Raw genomic sequence first — 19,573 nt, 5'->3', positions numbered from 1 at the left:
GTGCGAATCCTCTTCACCTGCCGCCCGGCGTACGGCCACCTGTTCCCGCTGCTGCCGCTCGCGAACGCGGCTCGCGCGGCCGGGCACGACGTCGTCTTCGGCACCGGCGAGGCGTTCGTCGCCAAGGTGCGTGCCCTCGGGTTCGAGGTCCACCGCGTCGGCATCGCCATCGGCGAGGCGGAAGCCGAAGCCAAGCGGCGGCACGGCGAGGACGCGGGCTTCCTCGACGTCGGCATCACGATGTTCGCCGAGCTGCTGCCGCGGGCTTCGCTCGACAACCTGCGGCCGCTGCTGCCCGAACTGCGTCCGGACCTGGTGGTCTACGAGCAGAGCGACGTCGGCACCGGGGTGGCGGCCCAGCGGGCGGGCATCCCGGCCGTCTCGGTGGTGATCGGGCGGTCGATGCCGCCGGAGGTCCTGGCCGTCGCCACCGAACGGCTGGCGCCGCTGTGGGGCACGCTCCCCGCGGACGCCATGTTCGGCGACGCCTGCGTCGACGTCTGGCCCGACAGCGTCCGCGACCCGGGCACGGCGAACCTGCCGACGGTGTTCCGGATGCGCCCGACGCCGTACGACCCGGACGTCCCGCTGCCGCCGCTGCCGGACGACGGCTTCGTGTACCTGACGCTGGGCACGGTCGTCTTCGGCGCGACGGACGTGCTGCGCGGGGCGATCGCGGCCCTCTCCCGGCTCGAGGTGGACGTGCTGGTGGCGCTCGGCCCCGGCGATCCGGCGGCACTGGGCGAGCTGCCGGAGCGCGTGCGGGTCGCGGGGTTCGTGCCGCAGGCGGAGGTGCTGAAGCACGCGGGCGTGGTGGTGCACCACGGCGGCACGGGCACGGTCCTCGCCTCGCTCGCCGCCGGGCTGCCGCAGCTGGTCCTGCCCCAGGGCGCCGACCAGTTCGCGAACGCCGATGCCCTCGAAGCGCTGGGCGCGGCGAAGGCCCTGGTGGGGGACGCGATCCGGATCGACGCGATCGAAGCCGCGGTCCGCGACCTCCGGGAGGACCCCAAGCCGCGCGACATCGCCCGCGGCGTCGCGGCCGAGATCGCGAAGATGCCCTCGCCCGAGCAGGTCCTCGCCGAGCTCGTCAGCTGGGCGGGCTGACCAGCGCCAGGATCTCCCGCGCCACGGCGTCGTTCTGGCGGAAGGGCAACGCGTTCGTCCGCGGCCGCGTGAACGCCGCCGCCGAGCGGGCGCTCGTGTGCGGCCCCACCGCGAACAGGTGCGGGTGCGGCCGGCCCGTGCCGTCGAGCAGGCGGGAGTCCGAGACCCGCGTGTGGATCCGGCCCGACGGCAGGAGCGCCCCGGTGACCGGGTCCGTCACCGTCTCCTCGGCCAGCTCGCCCGCGTCGCGCAGCTGCCGGAGCAGGCCGTCGGCCGCGCGGGTCACGCTCGGGCCGGGGAGCCGCGCCTCGACGAGCGTGCGTGCCTCCACCGTGCCCGGGAAGCTGGCGCTGGACGCCACGAAGGCGCCGCGCTCCGCCGTCACGCGCATTTCCGCGCCCGCGAAGGAAACCAGCCCGGCCTCGTGCAGGGCCAGCAGCTCCTCCAGCCGGCGCGGCGGGGGCCCGCTGGCGTAGTACGAGAAGAACCCGTGGAACCAGCCGTCCATATCGGACACTTGAGATGCGGCGTCGAGGCGTCCTTTCTGGACCAGCACCGGGAGCTGGCTGTACACCGACAGCAACGCCGTGAACGCACCCAGGTCGGCGCTGAACTCCTGGTCCGCCCGGCGTGCCAGGTCGGCCTCGACGTACTCGCGCAGCTCCTTGCCGAACTCCTCCGCCGTGCCGAACTCGCGGCCCGCCATCGGCCGGTCCAGCCGGTCGAGGTCGAGCCGGTCGGGCTCGGCCGGCACGGCCCGCGCGATCAGGTCCCGCATGCCCGGCGAATCCCAGGCGAGGTCGGCGAAGGCGTCGGCGAACACGGCGAAGTCCATCCGCACCCGGTCCGGGTGCCCGGTGAACAGCTCGCTGTAGTAGCCCCAGGCCAGCTCCTTCGCGATCAGCGGCCAGATGTCCGCGCGGAAGTCGAGGGCCGCCCCGGCCAGCTCGTCGATCGCGTAGGCGTCGAAGAACCTGGGCAGCCGCAACGGTTTTCCGCGCAGCCGATAGCCGATTTTCGCGTGGTAGGGCACCCCGCGCCGGGACCCGACGTGCAGCACCGGCTCCGCGCCGCTCGGGTGGTAGCGCAGGCCGCCGCACGGGAGCTCCTCGAACCGCCCGCCGCGGCCCTCGGTCAGCAGCAGCATCAGGTCGACGAACGCCAGCCCGAACCCGCGCACCAGCACGGTTTCGCCCGGTTCGATGCCGGAGTAGTCGACGTCGGCGGTGTAGCCGGCCGGGTAGTAGGCGAGCCCGTGCCGCGCGGCGAACGTGACGAGCTCGCGCTCCCGCTCGTCCGGCTCGGCGTCCAGGTGCCCGACCGTGAACACGACGGCGTCCGCGGTGATCGTCGTCCCGTCGGACAGGCTGACGGTGTAACCGTCGACGCCGACCGCCCGCGCCGCGTGCTCGACGACGTCGATGCCGTCGGGCAGGTCCTCGACGACCTTCCGGTACACCCAGGTCAGGTAGGCGCTCTGCAGCCGCCGGGTGGGGAAGTCGAAACTGCCGAGCGCGGTCAGCTCGGCGACGACGTCGGGCGGCACTTCGGCGTCGAGCGCGCCGTCACGGACCTTTCGCGCCCACTCCAGCAGCGACGGCCCCGGCCGCACCGGGCCGGCCATCTTCACCGAGTCGTCGGTGAACATCGTGACGTCCTCGGGCATGGAGTTCATCCGCAGCAGCGGCGACTGGTCGTAGCGCCACACCCGGCCGGGGCCCGGCGGGAACGGGTCGATCAGGTGCACCTCGAGCCGCCGGCCGACGGGCAGGGCAGCGGAGTTCGCGCCGAGCCGTTCGAGGACGCCGACCCCCCGGGGTCCGGCGCCCACGACGGCGAGGGTGAACGGCGGCAGATCGGCCACCCAGCCGAAGCTACGCCGGGGCCGGGAGCCGGGACGTCCTTCCCACAGTCCGGAATTCCCGGGCCGGGACCAAACACCGCGGCCACCCGCTCCGAATCCCCGGCGCACACCGGAGGAAGGAGCGGATTTGTCCCCTGTCCACCTAGGCGCCCGGGCCTTCCGACCATCCCTTCGGGGGTCCGGGTGGCGAAGCCCCCGGACCCGGGGCAGCGCCCCGGATGGCACCGCAGCACCGCCGCGGCTGCGAAGACGTGGCCGATGAGATCGGCCCGCCGCACCGCGTCCACACCGCGCAGGACGTGGTCGGCACCCTGCTCAGGGGCAACTGGGCGATCTTCGCGCACGAGTGGGCCGACCCGGACGGGATCGACCCGAAGCACTGGCGAGACGTCGTCGAGGCCGCCGCGGAGGCGGCCGGCGTCGACGTCGAGTTCGTGGTCATCCCGCGCCGGTCCTTGACTGTGGTGTTCAACCGGGCGTCGCCGCCCACCTTCGAGCAGGTCCGCGCGTCGATCGAGGTGATCGAGCACTTCCGGGGGAAGAAGCAAGCGTGACGCCGAGGCCCCGCGCCCGTCGCGGCTGACCTCGGCCTTCCCTGGCCGCCACCCGCGCCCGCGAGGTGGCTACTTTTGCCTCTGGTCCTTGAGCCATGGGGTACGGAATGATCCATTGGTGACTCCTGGGCGACCGGCCAGACACTGCGGGCTATCGTCTGACCCGTTCGGGAAAGCTCCGTGACACCTTGGATACCAGCGAAAGAACCTAGAGATTTACCAACAGTCACGGGACACTGACTGGGGTAACTCACGTACCGTGACTACCTCATGACCGACTGGTCGTCTCGTCACCGGCGGTCATGCTAAGGACGCGGTCTGCACAAGAGGTCGGGAGAAACGCATGGCAGCACCGCCGGATCGCGTCACGTTCCGTGAGGTGTTCGGGATCGCCGAGTTCCGGGCGCTGTGGTTCGGGGAGCTGCTGTCGATCACCGGCGACCAGCTGGCCCGCGTCGCGCTCTCCGTCCTCGTCTTCACCGCCACCGGCTCCGCCACGCTGACCGGTCTCACCTACGCGCTGACGTTCGCGCCGTCGCTGCTCGGCGGGATCTTCCTGACCGGCCTCGCCGACCGGTTCTCCCGGCGCACCGTGATGGTCGCCGTCGACCTGGTGCGGGCCGGGCTGATCCTGCTCGTCGCCGTGCCGTCGCTGCCGTTCTGGGTGGTCTGCGTCCTGGTCGCCGGCGTCTCGCTGCTGAACCCGCCGTTCAAGGCCGCCCAGCTCGCGCTGCTGCCGCAGATCCTCGAGGGTGACCGGTTCGTCGTCGGCATGGGCGTGCGGACCATGACGGTGCAGACGGCGCAGCTGCTCGGGTTCGCCGGCGGCGGAGCACTGCTGCTGGCCCTCGACCCGCACGTGGCCCTCGTGCTCGACGCGGCCACGTTCCTGCTGTCCGCGGCCTTCATCCGGTTCGGCGTGCGGGCCCGGCCGCCGGCGGCCAACCCGGAGCAGCGGAAGTCGTTCTTCTCCACGATCGGCACCGGCGGCCGGGTGGCGTTCGCCAACCCCGCGCTGCGGGCGCTCGTGCTGTTCACCTGGTTGATGGGCCTGCTGCCGGTCTACGAGGGGATCGCCGCGCCGTACGTCGCGTCGGCGGGCGGTGGTCCCGAGCTCGTCGGGCTGCTGCTCGCGGCCGACCCGGTGGGCAGCGTGCTCGGCACGTTCGTCTTCACGCGGTGGGTGCCGGCGCGGGCCCGGCCGAAGCTGATCGCGCCGCTGTCGGCGCTGTGCGCGGTGCCGATGCTGGCCGGCTTCGCGCAGCCGAACCCGTGGGTCTCGATCGTCTTGTTCGTCCTGTCTGGCGCGTTCGGCTCGGTCGCGCTGCTGCAGGCGACGGCGTCGCTGACGCTGGCGGTGCCGGACGCGAACCGCGCGCAGACGATGGGCCTGTCGAACACCGGCCTCACGACGATGCTGGGCGTCAGCCCGCTCATCGGCGGGGTGCTCACGGACATCGTCGGGGCGCAGACGACCGTCGGCATCTTCGGCGTTGCCGGATTGATACTTACGCTGCCCCTCGCCCTGGCGTGGCGGCGCTCGAGGATCGCGAACTCCGATCAAGGGCATGACTTGGAAACCCAGCGCGCCGAACACGCCTGAACGCGCTCAACACGCTGGTTTCTCATCGCGACCTTGCGGCGCGGCTCCCGTCACTGATCTCTGGAACGCATCGCTGGCCACCCTTCGATCCGGCGTCCCGGAAAATGTACACACCATAAGCCCTTGTGGACAGACGGCAAACGAGCTGAAACTGTCCGTGAGTGGTTCATCACCACCGACGAGCACAAGGGTTTGGGGGAAAAATGGTCACATCGGGGGAACGATCTGGACAAGGCGTGATTTCTGGTGTTGCGGGCTGGGCGCTGTGGCGGCGGCCGCCCCGCTGGATCGCCGTCACCCTCGCGGCGATCGCGGTACTGGTGGGCTGGACGGCCGTCGCCACGATCACCACGCCGGTCACGTTGAAGCACTGGGGAGCCCTGGGCCTGCTGGGGGGCTTGGCCCTGGCCCAGACCGAGGTCAGCCGCCGGATCGAGCGCCAGCGGCGCATCCTGAGCGACGGCCCGCACATGAACATGACGTCGGTGTGGCTGCTGCCCGCCGCGCTCCTGCTGCCGACCCAGCTGGTCACCTTGCTCGGGGTGACGCTGTACGTCGGCCTGGCGCTGCGCAGCTGGTCGGGGACCCGGCCCGGCCAGCCCCACCGCGTCGCCGCGAACCTCACCAGCGCGACGCTGTCGGCCTGTTCCGCCGGGCTGGTCACGCACTACTCGCCCCAGCTCAGCGTCCTCACCGTCTCGATCGCGGTGCTCGTGTACTTCGTGGTCAACGCCGCGCTGACCGGCCTCGGCCTCTACCTCGCCAACCCGGCCGAGGCGACGGTCGAGAGCTGCCTCGGCAACATGGACGACAACCTGCTGGAGCTGGCCACCCTGTGCGTCGGCGGCCTGCTCGTCATGGTCCTGACCACCGAGCCGCTGCTGTCGGTGCTGGTCATCCTGCCGCTGTACGTGCTGCAGCGGTCCGTGCTGATCAAGCGGCTCGAGGAGCTCGCCACCACGGACCAGAAGACCCAGCTGCTCAACGCCACCACCTGGCAGGACGGCGCCCAGCGGGAGATCTCGCGCGCCGAGCGCGAAAACGGCAGCTTCGGCGCCATGATGATCGACCTCGACCACTTCAAGCGGATCAACGACACCTACGGGCACCTCGCGGGGGACGACGTGCTCAAGGCGGTCGCCGCCGTGGTCAAGCAGGAGACCAGGGCGCACGACCTGGTCGGCCGGTTCGGCGGCGAGGAGTTCGTCGCGCTGCTGCCGTCGACGTCCAAAGAGGACGCGATCGTGACGGCGGAGCGGATCCGGCAGCGGGTCAGCGAGCTGATCATCAGCACGAAGACCAACGAAGGCGCCGCCGTCGACATCCAACGCCAGACGGCGTCCATCGGCGTCGCCGCGTACCCGCTCGACGGGGCGTCGATCGAGGAAGTGATGGCGTCCGCCGACGCGGCCGTGTACGCGGCCAAACACGGCGGGCGGAACCGGGTGGTGGGGTCGCCCGAAGTGGCCTTGGCCGCGGCTTAGCGCCTTACCGGAGCCGCTCGAAGACGTCGCTCGCCTTCGTCTGCAGGCGGGCGACGCCGCCGACGGTGAATTCGGTGAGCAGGTCGATCAGGGCTTCCTGGTCCGGCGGCTCGCCGTCCCAGGTGGCCTGGACCAGTGACTCGGTCATCGCGAAGAAGAGGGTGACGAGCGCGCGGTCGGCCCGGCCGGAGTCGATGCCGTGCGCGGCCCACCGCTTGCGGCTGGCGTCGGCGTAGACGACGGCCAGCCGCTCCCTCAACCGGGTGAGAGCGGGGTCGCCCGCGCGCTCGGCCGCGCGGAGCACGCCGTAGGCCTCCGGACTGTCCGCCACGAAGGTGACCATGTTGGCGTAGTTGGCCCGCGCCCAGGCCCGCAGGCCGGGCTGCGGATCGGCCACGGACGGCCCCGCGATGGCGGCGAACGCCCGCTCCTCGGTTTCGGCCACGACCTCGGCGAACAGCGTCGCCCGGTCACCGAACTGCTCGTAGACGGCCTGCCGCGAGACGCCGGCTTCGCGCGCGATCTGCTCGATCGTGGCGCCCTGCATCCCGTGCTGCGCGACGACCCTCGCCGTCGCGCTGAGCACGCGTGCGCGCTGCTCCCCGACCGGGAGCTTGCGCGGCCGCCCGCGCGGAGCGGGGCTTGACATGGTGGTCCACCTCACGTGATTCTTTTTCCGACACCTCTGTCCAAAAAGGTGTTCCCCGCGCACTCGTCCTGCTCAACGAGGAGCAAGCATGCGTATCTTCCCCCGCCGCGCCCTGTCCGCGGCCGTCGCCACGGTTTCCGTACTGGCCCTGACGACGCTCGGGCCGCCTGCCGCGTCCGCCGCGACCTTCTACGACCCGCCGTCCCCCCTGCCCGCCGGCAGCGACGGCGATGTGATCCGCCACGAGGCGTCGACGTTCTCCATCGACCCGGTCCAGCTGATCAAGGCCGACGCGAACGTGCAGCGGATCATGTACCGCAGCACCGACACGCACGGCTCGCCGATCGCGGTCACCGGCACGGTGCTGACCCCGCGGTCGGCGTGGCACGGCACGGGCGCGCGCCCGATCGTCTCCTACGCCGTCGGCACGCAGGGCGAGGGCGACGACTGCGCGCCGTCGAAAGCGCTTGCCGCGGGGTTCGAGTACGAAGGCCCGTTCATCGCCGGGCTGCTGACGCGGGGTTACGGCGTCGTCGTCACCGACTACGAAGGCCTCGGCACGCCGGGCGACCACACGTACGTCAACCGCGCGGCCGAGGCCCACGCGGTGCTGGACGCGATCCGCGCGGCGCAGCGGCTGCCGGAGGCGGGGCTGCCGGACGACGGCCCGGTCGCGATCGCGGGCTACTCCCAGGGCGGCGGCGCGTCGGCCGCGGCGGCGGAGCTGCAGCCGAGCTACGCACCGGAGCTGAAGCTGAAGGGCGCGTACGCGGGCGCGGTGCCGGCGGACCTCGGCGAGGTCGCCAAGAACCTCGACGGCCACTACGCGGTCGGCTTCCTGGGCTTCGCGCTGGTCAGCATGAACTACGCGTACCCGGAGCTGAACATCCCGGCGCTGCTCAACGCCCGTGGCAAGCAGCTGTTCGAGCAGGTCCGGACCGAGTGCACGGTCGAGGCGATCGCCGCGCACGCGTTCACGCAGTCGTCGACGCTGACCAACGACGGCCGCTCGCTGACCGCGTACCTGGGGGAAGAGCCGTACCGGTCGCGGGTGGCCGAGCAGAAGATCGGGACGCTGAAGCCGTCGGTGCCGGTGCTGATCGTCCACAGCGCGCTCGACGACATCGTGCCCTACGCGCAGGACCGCGACCTGGGCCGGACGTGGTGCGGCAAGGGTGTGCAGGTGCGGTTCAGCACCACGCTGGTGCCGACGCACGTGCTCGCCGCGGTGCGCGCGTTCCCGGAGGCGTTCGCCTGGCTCGAGGCGCGCTTCGCGGGTCTTCCGGCGGTCTCGAACTGCGGCTTGTTCTGACCCGCTGGGCCCGGGACCGCGCGTCCCGGGCCCGCGGCGTCACTTCAGGCCGGTGGCTTCCGCGGCGGCGGGGTCGGAGTCGGCGAGGAACGTCCGGCAGCGGTCGTACTCCTCGGTCTCGCCGATCTTCCCGGCGGCCTTGCCGAGCACGGCGAGGGCGCGCAGGAACCCCTGGTTGGGGCGGTGGGACCACGGCACCGGGCCGAAGCCCTTCCAGCCCGCGCGGCGCAGCTGGTCGAGACCCCGGTGGTAGCCGGTGCGGGCGTACGCGTACGCGGCGACGGTCTCGCCCGCGTCCAGGGCCTTCTCGGCCAGCGAAGCCCACGCTTCGCTGTAGTCGGGGTGTTCGGCCGCGACGGCGGCCGGGTCGTTCCCGGCGTCGAGCGCGGCCTGGGCGGTGGTGTGCTCGGGCAGCAGCGTCGGCTCGGGGCCGAGCAGGTTGTGCGTCATGCCGCCCATTGTGCCCACGGCCGCGGATCAGAAGAACAGGCCCGCGAGAACCCCGCCGCCGGCCAGGACCAGAGCGCCGACCAGGACGGCGGCCACAACTCGTTTCGGCATCATGGCGGCACACCATGCCAACTCGTGCCGGGCGGAAGCAAGTCGTCCACCCTTAGGGGTGAACCCTGGGCGCGAAGCGCCTCCGGTGAGGGTGGCGGTGGGGAATAAGGTCGGGGGAATCCCGATTTTGGCGTCTTTCGCCACGGTCTTGGCCCACTCGTGACCATGACCGGCCATGATGTCCGGCATGGCCAAGGCAGTCGACGTCCCCGTGGACGTGATCCCGCGCAGTCCCGTCGGCAAGACGCGGCTGTTCTTCACGCGGCACTGGCACCGCGGCGCCCCCGGGCAGCCGACGCCGGACTGGGTGCTGCGGTTCTGCTACGGGATGTGGCTGGCGGCGTTCGCGTTCAAGCTGGTCGGCTCGTCGTGGGACATGTCGTGGCACTTCATGTGGCTGCGCGACGACCTGGCGCCGCCGCACCTGATCAACACCGTCGGCACGGTGATCATCGTCGTGCTGGTGGCGATCCACAGCTACACGGGACTCGGCGCCGACAAGACCTCTTTGCGGCTGATGCAGATCGGGCTGCTGACGTTCCTGGTCGCGGCGCCGCTCGACGTCATCAACCACCGCGTCAACGGCCTGGACCTGACCGCGTGGAGCCCGTCGCACATGATGCTCTACCTGGGCACGGGCATCATGCAGGCGGGCGTGCTGCTGGGCTGGCTCCGGCTTTCCCCGCCCGGGCGGTTCCGGACGGGCGTGCTGCTCGCGCTGTGGGCGTTCTTCCTGGAGAACACGTTCTTCCCGAACGGCCAGCAGGAGTACGGCATCCTCGGCCTGCGCGCGTGGGAGCGCGGGCAGCCGGAGGCGGAGCAGTCGCTGCTGGACTTCGCGGCCAACCAGATCGGGCACCCGGTCGACCGGACCGCGGTCCTGCACTTCACGATGCCGATCCCGGAGTGGGTGTACCCGCTGTGGGGCATCGGCGTGATGGCGCTGATCCTGGCACTGGCCCGGCACACCCTGGGTCGCCGCTGGTCGGCTTCTCTGGTCGCGCTGGCGTATGTCGCCTACCGGTCGGTGATGTGGCCGCTGCTGCTCGGGCTGGGTTTCCCGGTGTCGACGGTGCCGTTCTACCTGCTCTTCGTGGGCCTCGCGGTGGACCTGGCGTTCGCGATGAGCCACGGCGTCGTCCGCGCGGCCGCGGGGGCACTGCTGGTGACGGCGTTCGGGTATGGGGCGTTCTGGGTGCAGTCGCAGTTCCGGCCGTGGGTGCTCGGTGACGCGCACACGGAGTCGGCCCCACCGGCGGCCTATTGGACGGCGCTGGTGGTGCTGGGCGGAGTGTTCGCCCTCTGGGCGGCAGCGGGCCCGGTGAGCCGCCGGTGGACGGCTCGGCGAGGTTCCGGTGTAGCACAGGGTGCTACACTCGACGCGTGAAGGTCATCAGCCAGCGAGAGCTCCGCAACGGCTCCGCCGCGGTCATGGACGCCGTCGAAGCCGGCGAGACCTTCCACGTCACGCGCAACGGCGTGGAGATCGCCGAGCTGCGACCGCTGACCCAGCGGCGCCGGCTCACCACCGAGGAACTGATCGCCAAGCATCGCCGCCTGCCTCGAGTCGACGCGGCGGAGATGCGCAAGGACATCGAGGAGTTCTTCGGCGACGATCGACTGACCGAAGACGACGATCCCTGGAACCGGCCGCGTGGCTGAGGGGCACGAAGTCGGCGTGCTCGACACCTGCGTCTACATCGATCTGGGCCTACTGGAGCGATCCCAGTTGCCGGCAACCGCCGAACTGACCGCAGTCTCGATGGCCGAGTTGCACCAAGGCCTGGCGGTGGCCACGGATCCCGCGGTCCGCGCCGCCCGAACCGAAAAGCTCGGCGCCGCGATCGCCGACTTCACTCCGCTCCCCTTCGACGGTGAAGCGGCCACCCGGTACGGCACATTTGTCGCGATGGTGCTCGCCATTGGGCGCGACCCGCGCCCGCGCAAGATGGACCTGATGATCGCGGCGATCGCTTCCGTGCAGAACCTGCCGCTGTACACGCGTAATGCGAGGGACTTCCGCGGTCTCGAGGGCCTGCTCGAAGTCGTCGAGGTCTGAACACGACGAAGGGCCACCACGACCGTGGCGGCCCTTCGCGTGAACGGACTTACTTGAGCTTCGTCCCCGCCGAACCCAGCGCCTGGCAGGCCTCGACGACCCGAGCCGCCATGCCGGCCTCCGCGGCCTTCAGGTACGAGCGCGGGTCGTAGACCTTCTTGTTGCCGACCTCGCCGTCGATCTTCAGCACTCCGTCGTAGTTCTTGAAGAAGTGGTCGACGATCGGGCGGGTGAACGCGTACTGCGTGTCCGTGTCGACGTTCATCTTCACCACGCCGTACGACACCGCCTCGCGGATCTCCTCCGGGAGCGAGCCCGAGCCGCCGTGGAAGACCAGCTCGAACGGCTTCGAACCCGCGTCGAGGCCGAGCTTCTTCGACGCCGCCTCCTGGCCGCCCTTCAGGACGTCCGGGCGCAGCTTCACGTTGCCCGGCTTGTACACGCCGTGGACGTTGCCGAACGTCGCCGCCAGCAGGTAGCGGCCCTTCTCGCCGGCGCCGAGCGCGTCGATCGTCTTCAGGAAGTCGCCCTCGGCGGTGTACAGCTTCTCGTTGATCTCGGCTTCGACGCCGTCCTCTTCCCCGCCGACGACGCCGATCTCGACCTCGAGGATGATCTTCGCGGCGGCCGTCTTGGCGAGCAGCTCCGCGGCGATCTCGAGGTTCTCGTCGAGGTCGATCGCCGAGCCGTCCCACATGTGGGACTGGAACAGCGGGTTCTGGCCGTTCTTGACCCGCTCGGCCGAGATCTCGATCAGCGGGCGGACGAAGCCATCCAGCTTGTCCTTCGGGCAGTGGTCGGTGTGCAGTGCGACGTTGACGTCGTACTTGGCCGCCACGACCTGGGCGAACTCCGCGAGCGCGGTCGCGCCGGTCACCATGTCCTTGACCTTCTGGCCCGACGCGAACTCGGCACCGCCGGTGGAGAACTGGATGATGCCGTCGCTCTCCGCCTCGGCGAAGCCGCGGATGGCGGCGTTCACGGTCTCGGACGAGGTCACGTTGATGGCCGGGTAGGCGAACTCGTTCGCCTTGGCCCGGTCGAGCATCTCCGCGTAGACCTCGGGGGTGGCGATGGGCATCGTTACTCCTCCTTGGCACAGGGTGGTCCCGACCGCATCGTACGAGGTGGACCGCCGCCGCACACCGGTCCCCGCACAGAAACTTTCCTGCACGTGGAATCGGTTCAGAAGGGGGTGCGTCCGGCCGCCGGTCGAACCGGCGGCCGGACGGAGATCACAGCAGCTCGGAAGCCAGCGCGCGGTAGGCGGGCCACGGGTCTTCGTTCAGGACCTGGACGATCACCTGGTCCGCCCCCGCGTCGAGGTGGGCCGACAGGCCGCGGGCGATCGTCGCCGCGTCGCCGTGCAGGGCCAGCGCGTCGATCAGGCGGTCGCTGCCCTCACCTTCCAGATCGGAGTCCGTGAAACCCAGTTTGCGCAGGTTGGCGACGTAGTTCGACAGGCCGAGGTAGTACTTCACCGTCTGGCGGCCGATCGCGCGGGCTTCGGTGGCATCGGTCGAGAGGACGACCTTGTGCTCCGGGGCCAGCAGCTTGCCCGCGCCGAGGATCTCGCGCGCGCCGCGGGTGTGCTCCGGCGTCGTCAGGTACGGGTGCGCGCCGGCCGTGCGCTCGCCCGACAACGCCACCACCTTCGGACCCAGCGCCGCCAGCGCGCGGCCGGACGCCGGGACCCCCGCCGCGTCCAGGCCGTCGAGGTAGTCGACCAGGGCCGCGTAGGGCTTCTTGTACTCCTTCGTCGCCTCGCGGTGGCCCGCGCCGATGCCGAGCAGGAAGCGGTCCGGGTACTTCCCCGCGATCCGCTCGTAGACGCGGGCGATCGACGCCGGGTCGTCCTGCCAGATGTTCACGATGCCGGTCGCGATGACCAGCGAGTCCGTCGCTTCCAGGATGCCGTCCACCGACGCGAGGTTGTCGCCGCTGGGTGAGCCGCCCAGCCAGATCGCCCCGTAGCCGAGCTTCTCCGCCTCCGCCGCGAACTTCGCGTCGACGTTGGCGTGGTACCGCCAGATTCCGAGCTTGCCCAGTTCGATAGCCATGGAACACTCCAACGCGCGAGGTCCCGGTTTTCCTCCCGGGTTCCCAAGTGGTGGGAAGACTACCGTCGGAAGCATGACCAAGCTGGGCAACACCGACCTCGACGTGTACGGGCTCAACCTCGGCGGCAACGTCTTCGGCTGGACGGCCGACGAGACGCAGTCCTTCGCCGTGCTGGACGCCTACACCGCGACCGGCGGCAACTTCGTGGACACCGCCGACCTCTACGGCGGCGGCCGCTCCGAGGAGATCCTCGGCGACTGGCTGGCCGCGCGCGGCAACCGCGACAAGGTTGTCGTCGCCACCAAGGTGGGCATGTGGGACGCCCGGCCCGGCCTGTCGGCGAAGAACATCCAAGCCGCGGCCGAGGACTCGCTGCGCCGCCTGAAGACCGACCACATCGACCTGTACTACGCCCACCGCGACGACCCGGACACCCCGCTCGAAGAGACCCTGACGGCGTTCGACGCGCTGGTCCGCGCCGGAAAGGTGCGCTACGTCGGCGGGTCGAACTACAGCGCCGAACGGCTCGCCGAAGCACTGTCCACTTCGGACTCCGGCGGGCTGGCGCGGTACGCCGTCCTGCAGCCGCACTACAACCTCGTCGAGCGCGACTACGAGCGCGACCTCGCCCCGCTCGTCGAGCGGGAAGGCCTGGCCACGCTGCCGTACTTCGCCCTCGCGAAGGGGTTCCTCACCGGCAAGTACCGCACGAAGGACGAGCCGGGCGACAGCCCGCGCGCCGCCCGCGCTTCGTCCTATTTGGACGGCAATGGCGAACGCGTGCTCGCCGCGCTCGACGAAGTGGCGCGGGCGCGCGGCGTCTCGGTCGCGACGGTGTCGCTGGCCTGGCTGCGCGCTCAGCCGACGGTCGCCGCGCCGATCGCCAGCGCCCGGACACCCGAGCAGCTCACCGACCTCATCGCGTCGGTGAGCCTCGAGCTGACCGACGCCGAAGTCGCCGCGTTGAGCGAAGCCTAGAACCTACTTCTGGGTAGCTTACCGCGGGTAAGTTGAGGTACGGTGCCCTCCGGAAGCGACGTTCGACGTCCAGGAGGGCACCGTGGCCAACCCGTTTTCGCTGCTGAGCGGCACCAAGAAGGTCGACGGCAAGGTCGTGCTGATCACCGGCGCCGCCCGCGGCATCGGCGCCGGTCTGGCCGAACGGCTCGCCGCCCGCGGCGCGAAGGTCGCCCTCGTCGGGCTCGAAGCCGACGAGCAGAAGAAGGTCGCCGACCGGATCGGACCGAACGCCCGCGCCTGGGAAGCCGACGTCACCAGCTGGGACGCCCTCGAAAAGGCGACCGCCGGCGTCGTCGAGCACTTCGGCGGGATCGACATCGTCATCGCCAACGCCGGCATCGCGACCGCGGGCTTCGTCCGCTCGGTCGACCGCGCCGCGTTCGAGAAGGTCATCGAGGTCGACCTGCTCGGCGTCTGGCGGACGTTCCGCGTGACGCTCCCGCACGTCATCGAGCGCAAGGGCTACCTGCTGGCGATCTCGTCCCTCGCCGCGATCACGCACGCGCCCGGCATGGCCAACTACTCCGCCGCCAAGGCCGGGGTCGAGGCCTTCTCGAACAGCCTCCGCGCCGAAGTCGCGCACCTCGGCGTCAAGGTCGGCGTCGCGCACCCGACGTGGATCCGCACCGACCTGGTCGAAAGCGCGGACGCGCACCCGGTGTTCGGCAAGCTCCGCGCATCGATGCCCGGCCTGATCGGCAAGACCTACCCGCTGAACGTCGCCCTGGACGACCTCGAGGCGGGCATCCTCAAGCGCGCCCGGACCATCCACGTGCCGCGCTGGGTCGGCGGGCTCAAGCTGTTCCGCGCGTTCCTCCCGCCGGTGATCGAGATCGGCTCGCGCAGCCGGGTACCTTCGGCGGACAAGGCCGCGCTGGCCGACATCGAGGCGCGCGGCGCCTTCGAGTCGGCGGTCACCGGCCACGGCGGCCGGGCCGCCACCAAGGGGTGAAGATGTCCCGTCGCGACCAGATCAGGATGACCGAGGACGAGGTGCGCGCGTACCTCGCCGGGCAGAAGGTCATCAACGTCGCCAGCATCGGCCCGAACGGCCGCCCGCACCTCGCGCCGCTCTGGTACTTCCCGCACGAGGACGGCGTCGCGACCTGGACGTACGGGACGTCGCAGAAGGCGAAGAACTTCCGGCGGCTCCCCGAGGCGACGGTGCTCGTCGAGGACGGCGACAGCTACGAGAAGCTCCGCGGCGTCTCGCTCGAGGCCGACGTCGAGCTCGTCGAGGACACCGACGAGGTCACCCGCATGGGTACGACGCTCATGCAGCGGTACTCCGGCGCCAAGCCCGGTGACCCCGTGCCGGCCGAGCTGAGCGCCTTCATCGCAGGTCAGGCCCCCAAGCGCGTCGGGCTGATCTTCCGCCCGACCAAGGTCGTCAGCTGGGACCACACGAAGCTCGGCGGAACGTACTAACCAGTAGGGAGTACTTCCAAGTAACTGTTACCTGAGGTAACGTCATCTGGGCAGCATCCCCGAAGCAGCGGAGGCCGACAGATGACCGAGCGGTTCAAGGTCGTGATCGTGGGCACCGGGTTCTCCGGTCTCGGCCAGGCGATCCAGCTCGAAAAGGCCGGCATCCGGGACTACGTGATCCTGGAGAAGGCCACCGAGGTGGGTGGCACCTGGCGCGACAACTCGTACCCCGGGTGCGCGTGCGACGTGCAGTCGCACATGTACTCGTTCTCCTACGAGCAGAACCCGGGCTGGTCGCGGTCGTTCTCGCCGCAGCCGGAGATCTTCGACTACCTCAAGGGCGTCGCGGACAAGTACCGGCTGCGCGAGAAGATCCGGTTCGGCGTCGAGCTCACCGGCGCCCACTGGGACGAGCGGGAGCGCCGCTGGACGGCGACGACGAAGGACGGCCGCGAGTTCTCGGCGCAGTTCCTCGTCTCCGGCGTCGGCGGCCTGCACATCCCGCAGATCCCCGAACTGCCCGGGATCGGGAAGTTCCAGGGCCAGACCTGGCACTCCGCCCGCTGGAACCACGAGTACGACCTGCGCGGCAAGAAGGTCGCCGTCGTGGGCACGGGCGCCAGCGCGGTCCAGTTCGTGCCGAAGATCGCCCCGGAGGTCGCCGAGCTGACGCTGTTCCAGCGGACGCCGCCGTGGATCATGCCCAAGCCCGACCACGCCATGCCGTCGTGGGCGCGGACGCTGTTCAAGCGCGTCCCCGGCACCCAGCGCCTCTACCGCAACGCGCTGTACTGGCTCCTCGAAGCGCGCGCCATCGGCTTCAACGGCCACCCGGCGATCATGAAGGCCGGCGAACTGATCGCGAAGCGGAACATCGCGAAGGGCATCAAGGACCCGGTGCTGCGCAAGAAGGTCACGCCCGACTACACGATGGGCTGCAAGCGCGTCCTGATCTCCAACGACTACTACCCGGCGTTGGCCCGGCCGAACGTCGACGTGAACACGTCCGGGATCAAGGAGGTCAAGGCGCACTCGATCGTCGACTCCGCCGGGGTCGAGCACGAGGTCGACGCGATCGTCTACGGCACCGGCTTCAAGGTCACCGACGCACTGGAGTACCTCGACATCACCGGCGTCGACGGCCGCAACCTCGCCAAGGAGTGGGCGGCCGAGGGGATGCGGACGCACAAGGGCATCACCGTCTCCGGCTACCCGAACCTGTTCTTCCTGCTGGGGCCGAACACCGCGCTGGGCCACAACTCCGTCGTGTTCATGATCGAGTCGCAGTCGCGGTACGTCGTCGACGCCATCAAGCTCGCCGGCTCCCGAGACGCCGCCGCGCTCGACGTCCGGCCCGGGGTGCAGGAGAAGTTCCAGCAGGAGATCCAGGACAAGCTGGTCAAGGGCGTCTGGACGCAGGGCGGCTGCAAGAGCTGGTACCTCGACGCGAAGGGCGTCAACCGGACGATCTGGCCCGGTTTCACCTGGCGCTACTGGCTCGAGACGCGGAAGGTCGCCCCCGCCGACTACGAACTGAGCGGGCGAGCGTCGTGACTTCCCGGGACGAGCAGCTCGTGCTGCACGCCCGGGACGTCGAGTTCGACTGGGCGGCGCTGCCGATGCACTGGATCCCCGGCGAACCACAGGCCACGCACACCATCAACGTCCTGCACCTCGCGCTGCCCGAAGGCGAACGCTGGTTCGTCGAGGTGTTCAAGCAGGCGCTGCCGCTGATCCGGGACGAGCGGCTCGCCGAAGACGTGCTCGGCTTCATCGGCCAGGAGGCGGTCCACGCCGAGGCGCACGATGGCGCGGCGGCGCACCTCGAAGCCGCCGGCGTGCGCGTGCGGCCGTTCGTCGCGCAGATGGAGTGGCTGTTCCGGAAGCTGCTCGGCGACCGCGACCTGACCGGCCGGGCCGCCGAGGAGTGGCTGGTCGAACGGCTCGGCATCATCGCCGCGATCGAGCACTACACCGCGTTCCTCGGCCAGTGGGTGCTCGACGCGCCCCTGGAACGCGCGGGCGCCGACCCGGTGATGCTGGACCTGCTGCGCTGGCACGGCGCCGAGGAGGTCGAGCACCGTTCGGTCGCCTTCGACCTGTTCATGCACCTCGACGGCCGGTACACCCGCCGGGTCCGCAGCATGGCGGCGGTGACGCCGGTGCTGGCCTGGGTGTTCGCCCGTGGCACGCGATATCTGATGCGCAACGATCCGACGGGCCCGGGCCGCGTTTCGCTGCGGGGCTATCGCCGGGCGGCGAAGCGGGGTCTCCTGCCGACCGGGCGGCAGCTGGTGCGCGAGATCCGGCCGTACTTCCGGAAGTCCTACCACCCGTCCCGGACCGGGAGCACCGAGCAGGCCGTCGCGTACCTGGCGAGTTCGCCCGCCGCGCGAGCGGCGGAATGACCCTCGGCCGGCCCACCCGGCTGGACGGCAGCGCACGCCCCGACCACCTCATGTCCACTTTGGTCGGTGTGGTGGGCGTTTACCGCCGGTTGTCGCAATTCAGCGGAAACCGGCGGCCGCCGGTGCGCGCGGTGGACCGGAACCTTTCGCTCGTGGTCGAAAGGGTGCGCCCCGAAGCCGAGGGCGTCGTCAGCCTGCGGCTCGGCAACGGCTCGTCGTTGCCGGGCTGGCGGCCGGGCGCGCACCTCGACCTGGTGCTGCCGTCGGGGCTGGTCCGGCAGTACTCGCTCTGCGGGGATCCGTCCGAAAAGGAGCATTACCGCATCGCCGTCCGGAAGATCGGCGCCGCGTCCGGCGAGGTCCACGCGCTGCGGCCCGGGACGCGGGTGACCGTGCGCGGGCCGCGGACAGCGTTCCCGCTCGTCGGCGGCGGACCGTTCCTGTTCGTCGCCGGCGGCATCGGGATCACGCCGATCCTGCCGATGGTCCGCGCCTGCGTGGCCTCGGGCGCCGACTGGCGGCTGGTCTACACCGGCCGCAGCCGCGAGTCGATGCCGTTCCTGGACGAACTGGCGGGCGACGACCGCGTCCGGATCCGCCCGGACACCGAGTACGGCGTCCCGGCGTCGGGCGGGGAGCTGCTGGAGGAACTGCAGCCGGGCGCGTCGGTGTACTGCTGCGGGCCGGGGCCGATGATCGCCGGCGTCCGCGTCGACCTGGCGCTGACCAGGGCGAAAGCCGTGCACTTCGAGCGGTTCGCGCCGCCGCCGATCGTCTCCGGCGAGCCGTTCCAGCTGACTCTCCGCCGGTCGGGGCTCGTCTTGGACGTCCCCGCCGACCGCTCGGCCCTGGACGTGCTCCGGGAGGCGCGACCCGCCACGCCGTTTTCGTGCCGCCAGGGCTTCTGCGGGACCTGCGCGGTGCCGACGGCCGACGGCGGTGCGATGCGGATCTGCGTCGACCGCGGCCCCGCGGTCCTCGACCTATGAGGCGTCGGGCACCCAGGCGCCGATCACCGGCTTGAACTCGCGGACGCTCCGCTCGGCGATGACGCCCTCCAGGAAGTACGGGTCCTGGTCGATCGTCTCCTTGAGGTGCGCCTCGTCGTCGGCCTGGTACAGCGTGATGCCGCCGGAACCGTCACCGAGCGGCCCGGCGACCGCGACACGGCCCCGCGCGGCCAGCGCGCGGAGGAACTCGCGGTGCCGCGGCCGGACCTCCGGCATCTTCTCCTGGACGTAGGTGATTTCGACGAGGAACCAGGCCATGTGGATCTCCGGGGTCGGGCGGGCGGGACGGATCCGACGCTACCCGTGTCACGGTTGTGTTCCAGCATCCGAGCTGTGGCGCCGGCAGTCCGACCCGATAGGCTGGGCGTGCGTCAGTACCTGTGTGAGCGCTGTGAATACCGTGAACCTGCTGACGCGGCGCACCGTGCAAACCGGGGTCGGAGACAGGCAGGG

General features: G+C 70.7%; 21 protein-coding genes. 14 read left to right on the top strand and 7 right to left on the bottom strand.

Annotated features, from left to right (window positions below; translation table 11 throughout):
* On the top strand, positions 1 to 1,107 hold the full coding sequence (locus tag ACH54P_RS30780) for a glycosyltransferase (protein WP_489906819.1): 1,107 nt from the start codon (positions 1 to 3) through the stop codon (positions 1,105 to 1,107).
* On the opposite strand, the gene ACH54P_RS30775 is transcribed toward ACH54P_RS30780, so the two are convergent.
* Positions 1,091 to 2,971 carry an FAD/NAD(P)-binding protein gene (locus ACH54P_RS30775; protein ID WP_489906818.1) on the bottom strand — a complete coding sequence of 627 codons (1,881 nt, stop codon included), beginning with the start codon at positions 2,969 to 2,971 and terminating at the stop codon, positions 1,091 to 1,093. The genes ACH54P_RS30780 and ACH54P_RS30775 overlap by 17 nt on opposite strands.
* A 218-nt stretch (positions 2,972 to 3,189) precedes the next feature.
* Between ACH54P_RS30775 and ACH54P_RS30770 the strand changes: the two genes are divergently transcribed.
* The 3 genes from ACH54P_RS30770 (at position 3,190) to ACH54P_RS30760 (ending at position 6,612) form a co-directional block, all read left to right on the top strand.
* Complete coding sequence (locus ACH54P_RS30770; protein ID WP_489906817.1) at positions 3,190 to 3,525, top strand: hypothetical protein; 336 nt, start codon at positions 3,190 to 3,192, stop codon at positions 3,523 to 3,525.
* Positions 3,526 to 3,868: 343 nt separating this feature from the next.
* Positions 3,869 to 5,128 carry an MFS transporter gene (locus ACH54P_RS30765; RefSeq protein WP_489906816.1) on the top strand — a complete coding sequence of 420 codons (1,260 nt, stop codon included), beginning with the start codon at positions 3,869 to 3,871 and terminating at the stop codon, positions 5,126 to 5,128.
* A gap of 320 nt (positions 5,129 to 5,448) precedes the next feature.
* Positions 5,449 to 6,612, top strand: coding sequence for a GGDEF domain-containing protein (locus ACH54P_RS30760; RefSeq protein WP_489916728.1), 1,164 nt, complete (start codon positions 5,449 to 5,451; stop codon positions 6,610 to 6,612).
* 4 nt (positions 6,613 to 6,616) lie between these two features.
* Here ACH54P_RS30760 and ACH54P_RS30755 read toward each other — a convergent pair whose 3' ends face one another.
* Positions 6,617 to 7,261 carry a TetR/AcrR family transcriptional regulator gene (locus tag ACH54P_RS30755; RefSeq protein ID WP_489906815.1) on the bottom strand — a complete coding sequence of 215 codons (645 nt, stop codon included), beginning with the start codon at positions 7,259 to 7,261 and terminating at the stop codon, positions 6,617 to 6,619.
* Positions 7,262 to 7,349: 88 nt separating this feature from the next.
* On the opposite strand from ACH54P_RS30755, the gene ACH54P_RS30750 reads away from it, so the two are divergent.
* The gene (locus tag ACH54P_RS30750; protein WP_489906814.1) at positions 7,350 to 8,573 is read left to right on the top strand and encodes an alpha/beta fold hydrolase; all 1,224 of its coding nucleotides are present in this window, start codon (positions 7,350 to 7,352) and stop codon (positions 8,571 to 8,573) included.
* 39 nt (positions 8,574 to 8,612) lie between these two features.
* On the opposite strand, the gene ACH54P_RS30745 is transcribed toward ACH54P_RS30750, so the two are convergent.
* A complete protein-coding gene (locus tag ACH54P_RS30745; protein ID WP_489906813.1) occupies positions 8,613 to 9,023 on the bottom strand; it encodes a DUF3151 domain-containing protein in 411 nt (136 codons plus the stop codon).
* 27 nt (positions 9,024 to 9,050) lie between these two features.
* Positions 9,051 to 9,323 (bottom strand): hypothetical protein, encoded by a 273-nt coding sequence (locus tag ACH54P_RS30740; RefSeq protein ID WP_489906812.1) that lies wholly within the window; start codon positions 9,321 to 9,323, stop codon positions 9,051 to 9,053.
* Here ACH54P_RS30740 and ACH54P_RS30735 point away from each other — a divergent pair.
* The 3 genes from ACH54P_RS30735 to ACH54P_RS30725 are packed head-to-tail and all read left to right on the top strand — an operon-like array spanning position 9,322 to position 11,193.
* Positions 9,322 to 10,521, top strand: a complete 1,200-nt coding sequence (locus ACH54P_RS30735) for a hypothetical protein (protein ID WP_489906811.1) — start codon at positions 9,322 to 9,324, stop codon at positions 10,519 to 10,521. The two genes, ACH54P_RS30740 and ACH54P_RS30735, sit on opposite strands and share 2 nt — an antisense overlap.
* Positions 10,518 to 10,796, top strand: coding sequence for a type II toxin-antitoxin system Phd/YefM family antitoxin (locus ACH54P_RS30730; RefSeq protein ID WP_489906810.1), 279 nt, complete (start codon positions 10,518 to 10,520; stop codon positions 10,794 to 10,796). The genes ACH54P_RS30735 and ACH54P_RS30730 overlap by 4 nt, the downstream gene beginning before the upstream one ends.
* Complete coding sequence (locus ACH54P_RS30725; RefSeq protein WP_489906809.1) at positions 10,789 to 11,193, top strand: type II toxin-antitoxin system VapC family toxin; 405 nt, start codon at positions 10,789 to 10,791, stop codon at positions 11,191 to 11,193. Before ACH54P_RS30730 ends, ACH54P_RS30725 begins: the two co-directional genes overlap by 8 nt.
* Before the next feature lie 49 nt (positions 11,194 to 11,242).
* Here the strand turns inward: ACH54P_RS30725 and fbaA are convergent, their stop codons facing one another.
* Complete coding sequence (gene fbaA, locus ACH54P_RS30720; RefSeq protein ID WP_364282750.1) at positions 11,243 to 12,274, bottom strand: class II fructose-bisphosphate aldolase; 1,032 nt, start codon at positions 12,272 to 12,274, stop codon at positions 11,243 to 11,245.
* Between the two features lie 154 nt (positions 12,275 to 12,428).
* Positions 12,429 to 13,253 carry an LLM class F420-dependent oxidoreductase gene (locus ACH54P_RS30715; RefSeq protein WP_489906808.1) on the bottom strand — a complete coding sequence of 275 codons (825 nt, stop codon included), beginning with the start codon at positions 13,251 to 13,253 and terminating at the stop codon, positions 12,429 to 12,431.
* 73 nt (positions 13,254 to 13,326) lie between these two features.
* Here ACH54P_RS30715 and ACH54P_RS30710 point away from each other — a divergent pair, with 73 nt between their 5' ends.
* From ACH54P_RS30710 to ACH54P_RS30685, 6 genes are all read left to right on the top strand, one after another.
* Complete coding sequence (locus ACH54P_RS30710) at positions 13,327 to 14,232, top strand: aldo/keto reductase (RefSeq protein ID WP_489906807.1); 906 nt, start codon at positions 13,327 to 13,329, stop codon at positions 14,230 to 14,232.
* A gap of 82 nt (positions 14,233 to 14,314) precedes the next feature.
* Positions 14,315 to 15,226 carry an SDR family oxidoreductase gene (locus ACH54P_RS30705; protein ID WP_489906806.1) on the top strand — a complete coding sequence of 304 codons (912 nt, stop codon included), beginning with the start codon at positions 14,315 to 14,317 and terminating at the stop codon, positions 15,224 to 15,226.
* Between the two features lie 2 nt (positions 15,227 to 15,228).
* Positions 15,229 to 15,702, top strand: a complete 474-nt coding sequence (locus tag ACH54P_RS30700; protein WP_489906805.1) for a pyridoxamine 5'-phosphate oxidase family protein — start codon at positions 15,229 to 15,231, stop codon at positions 15,700 to 15,702.
* A gap of 81 nt (positions 15,703 to 15,783) precedes the next feature.
* Positions 15,784 to 17,256 (top strand): flavin-containing monooxygenase, encoded by a 1,473-nt coding sequence (locus ACH54P_RS30695; RefSeq protein ID WP_489906804.1) that lies wholly within the window; start codon positions 15,784 to 15,786, stop codon positions 17,254 to 17,256.
* The gene (locus ACH54P_RS30690; RefSeq protein WP_489906803.1) at positions 17,253 to 18,110 is read left to right on the top strand and encodes a metal-dependent hydrolase; all 858 of its coding nucleotides are present in this window, start codon (positions 17,253 to 17,255) and stop codon (positions 18,108 to 18,110) included. Before ACH54P_RS30695 ends, ACH54P_RS30690 begins: the two co-directional genes overlap by 4 nt.
* Positions 18,107 to 19,099 (top strand): PDR/VanB family oxidoreductase, encoded by a 993-nt coding sequence (locus tag ACH54P_RS30685; RefSeq protein ID WP_489906802.1) that lies wholly within the window; start codon positions 18,107 to 18,109, stop codon positions 19,097 to 19,099. Before ACH54P_RS30690 ends, ACH54P_RS30685 begins: the two co-directional genes overlap by 4 nt.
* Here the strand turns inward: ACH54P_RS30685 and ACH54P_RS30680 are convergent.
* Positions 19,094 to 19,378, bottom strand: a complete 285-nt coding sequence (locus ACH54P_RS30680; RefSeq protein WP_489906801.1) for a YciI family protein — start codon at positions 19,376 to 19,378, stop codon at positions 19,094 to 19,096. The genes ACH54P_RS30685 and ACH54P_RS30680 overlap by 6 nt on opposite strands.
* Between the last annotated feature and the right edge of the window lie 195 nt (positions 19,379 to 19,573).

The organism is Amycolatopsis sp. N2S4-7 (assembly GCF_058119595.1).
This window is presented reverse-complemented; position numbering and strand designations above follow the sequence as displayed.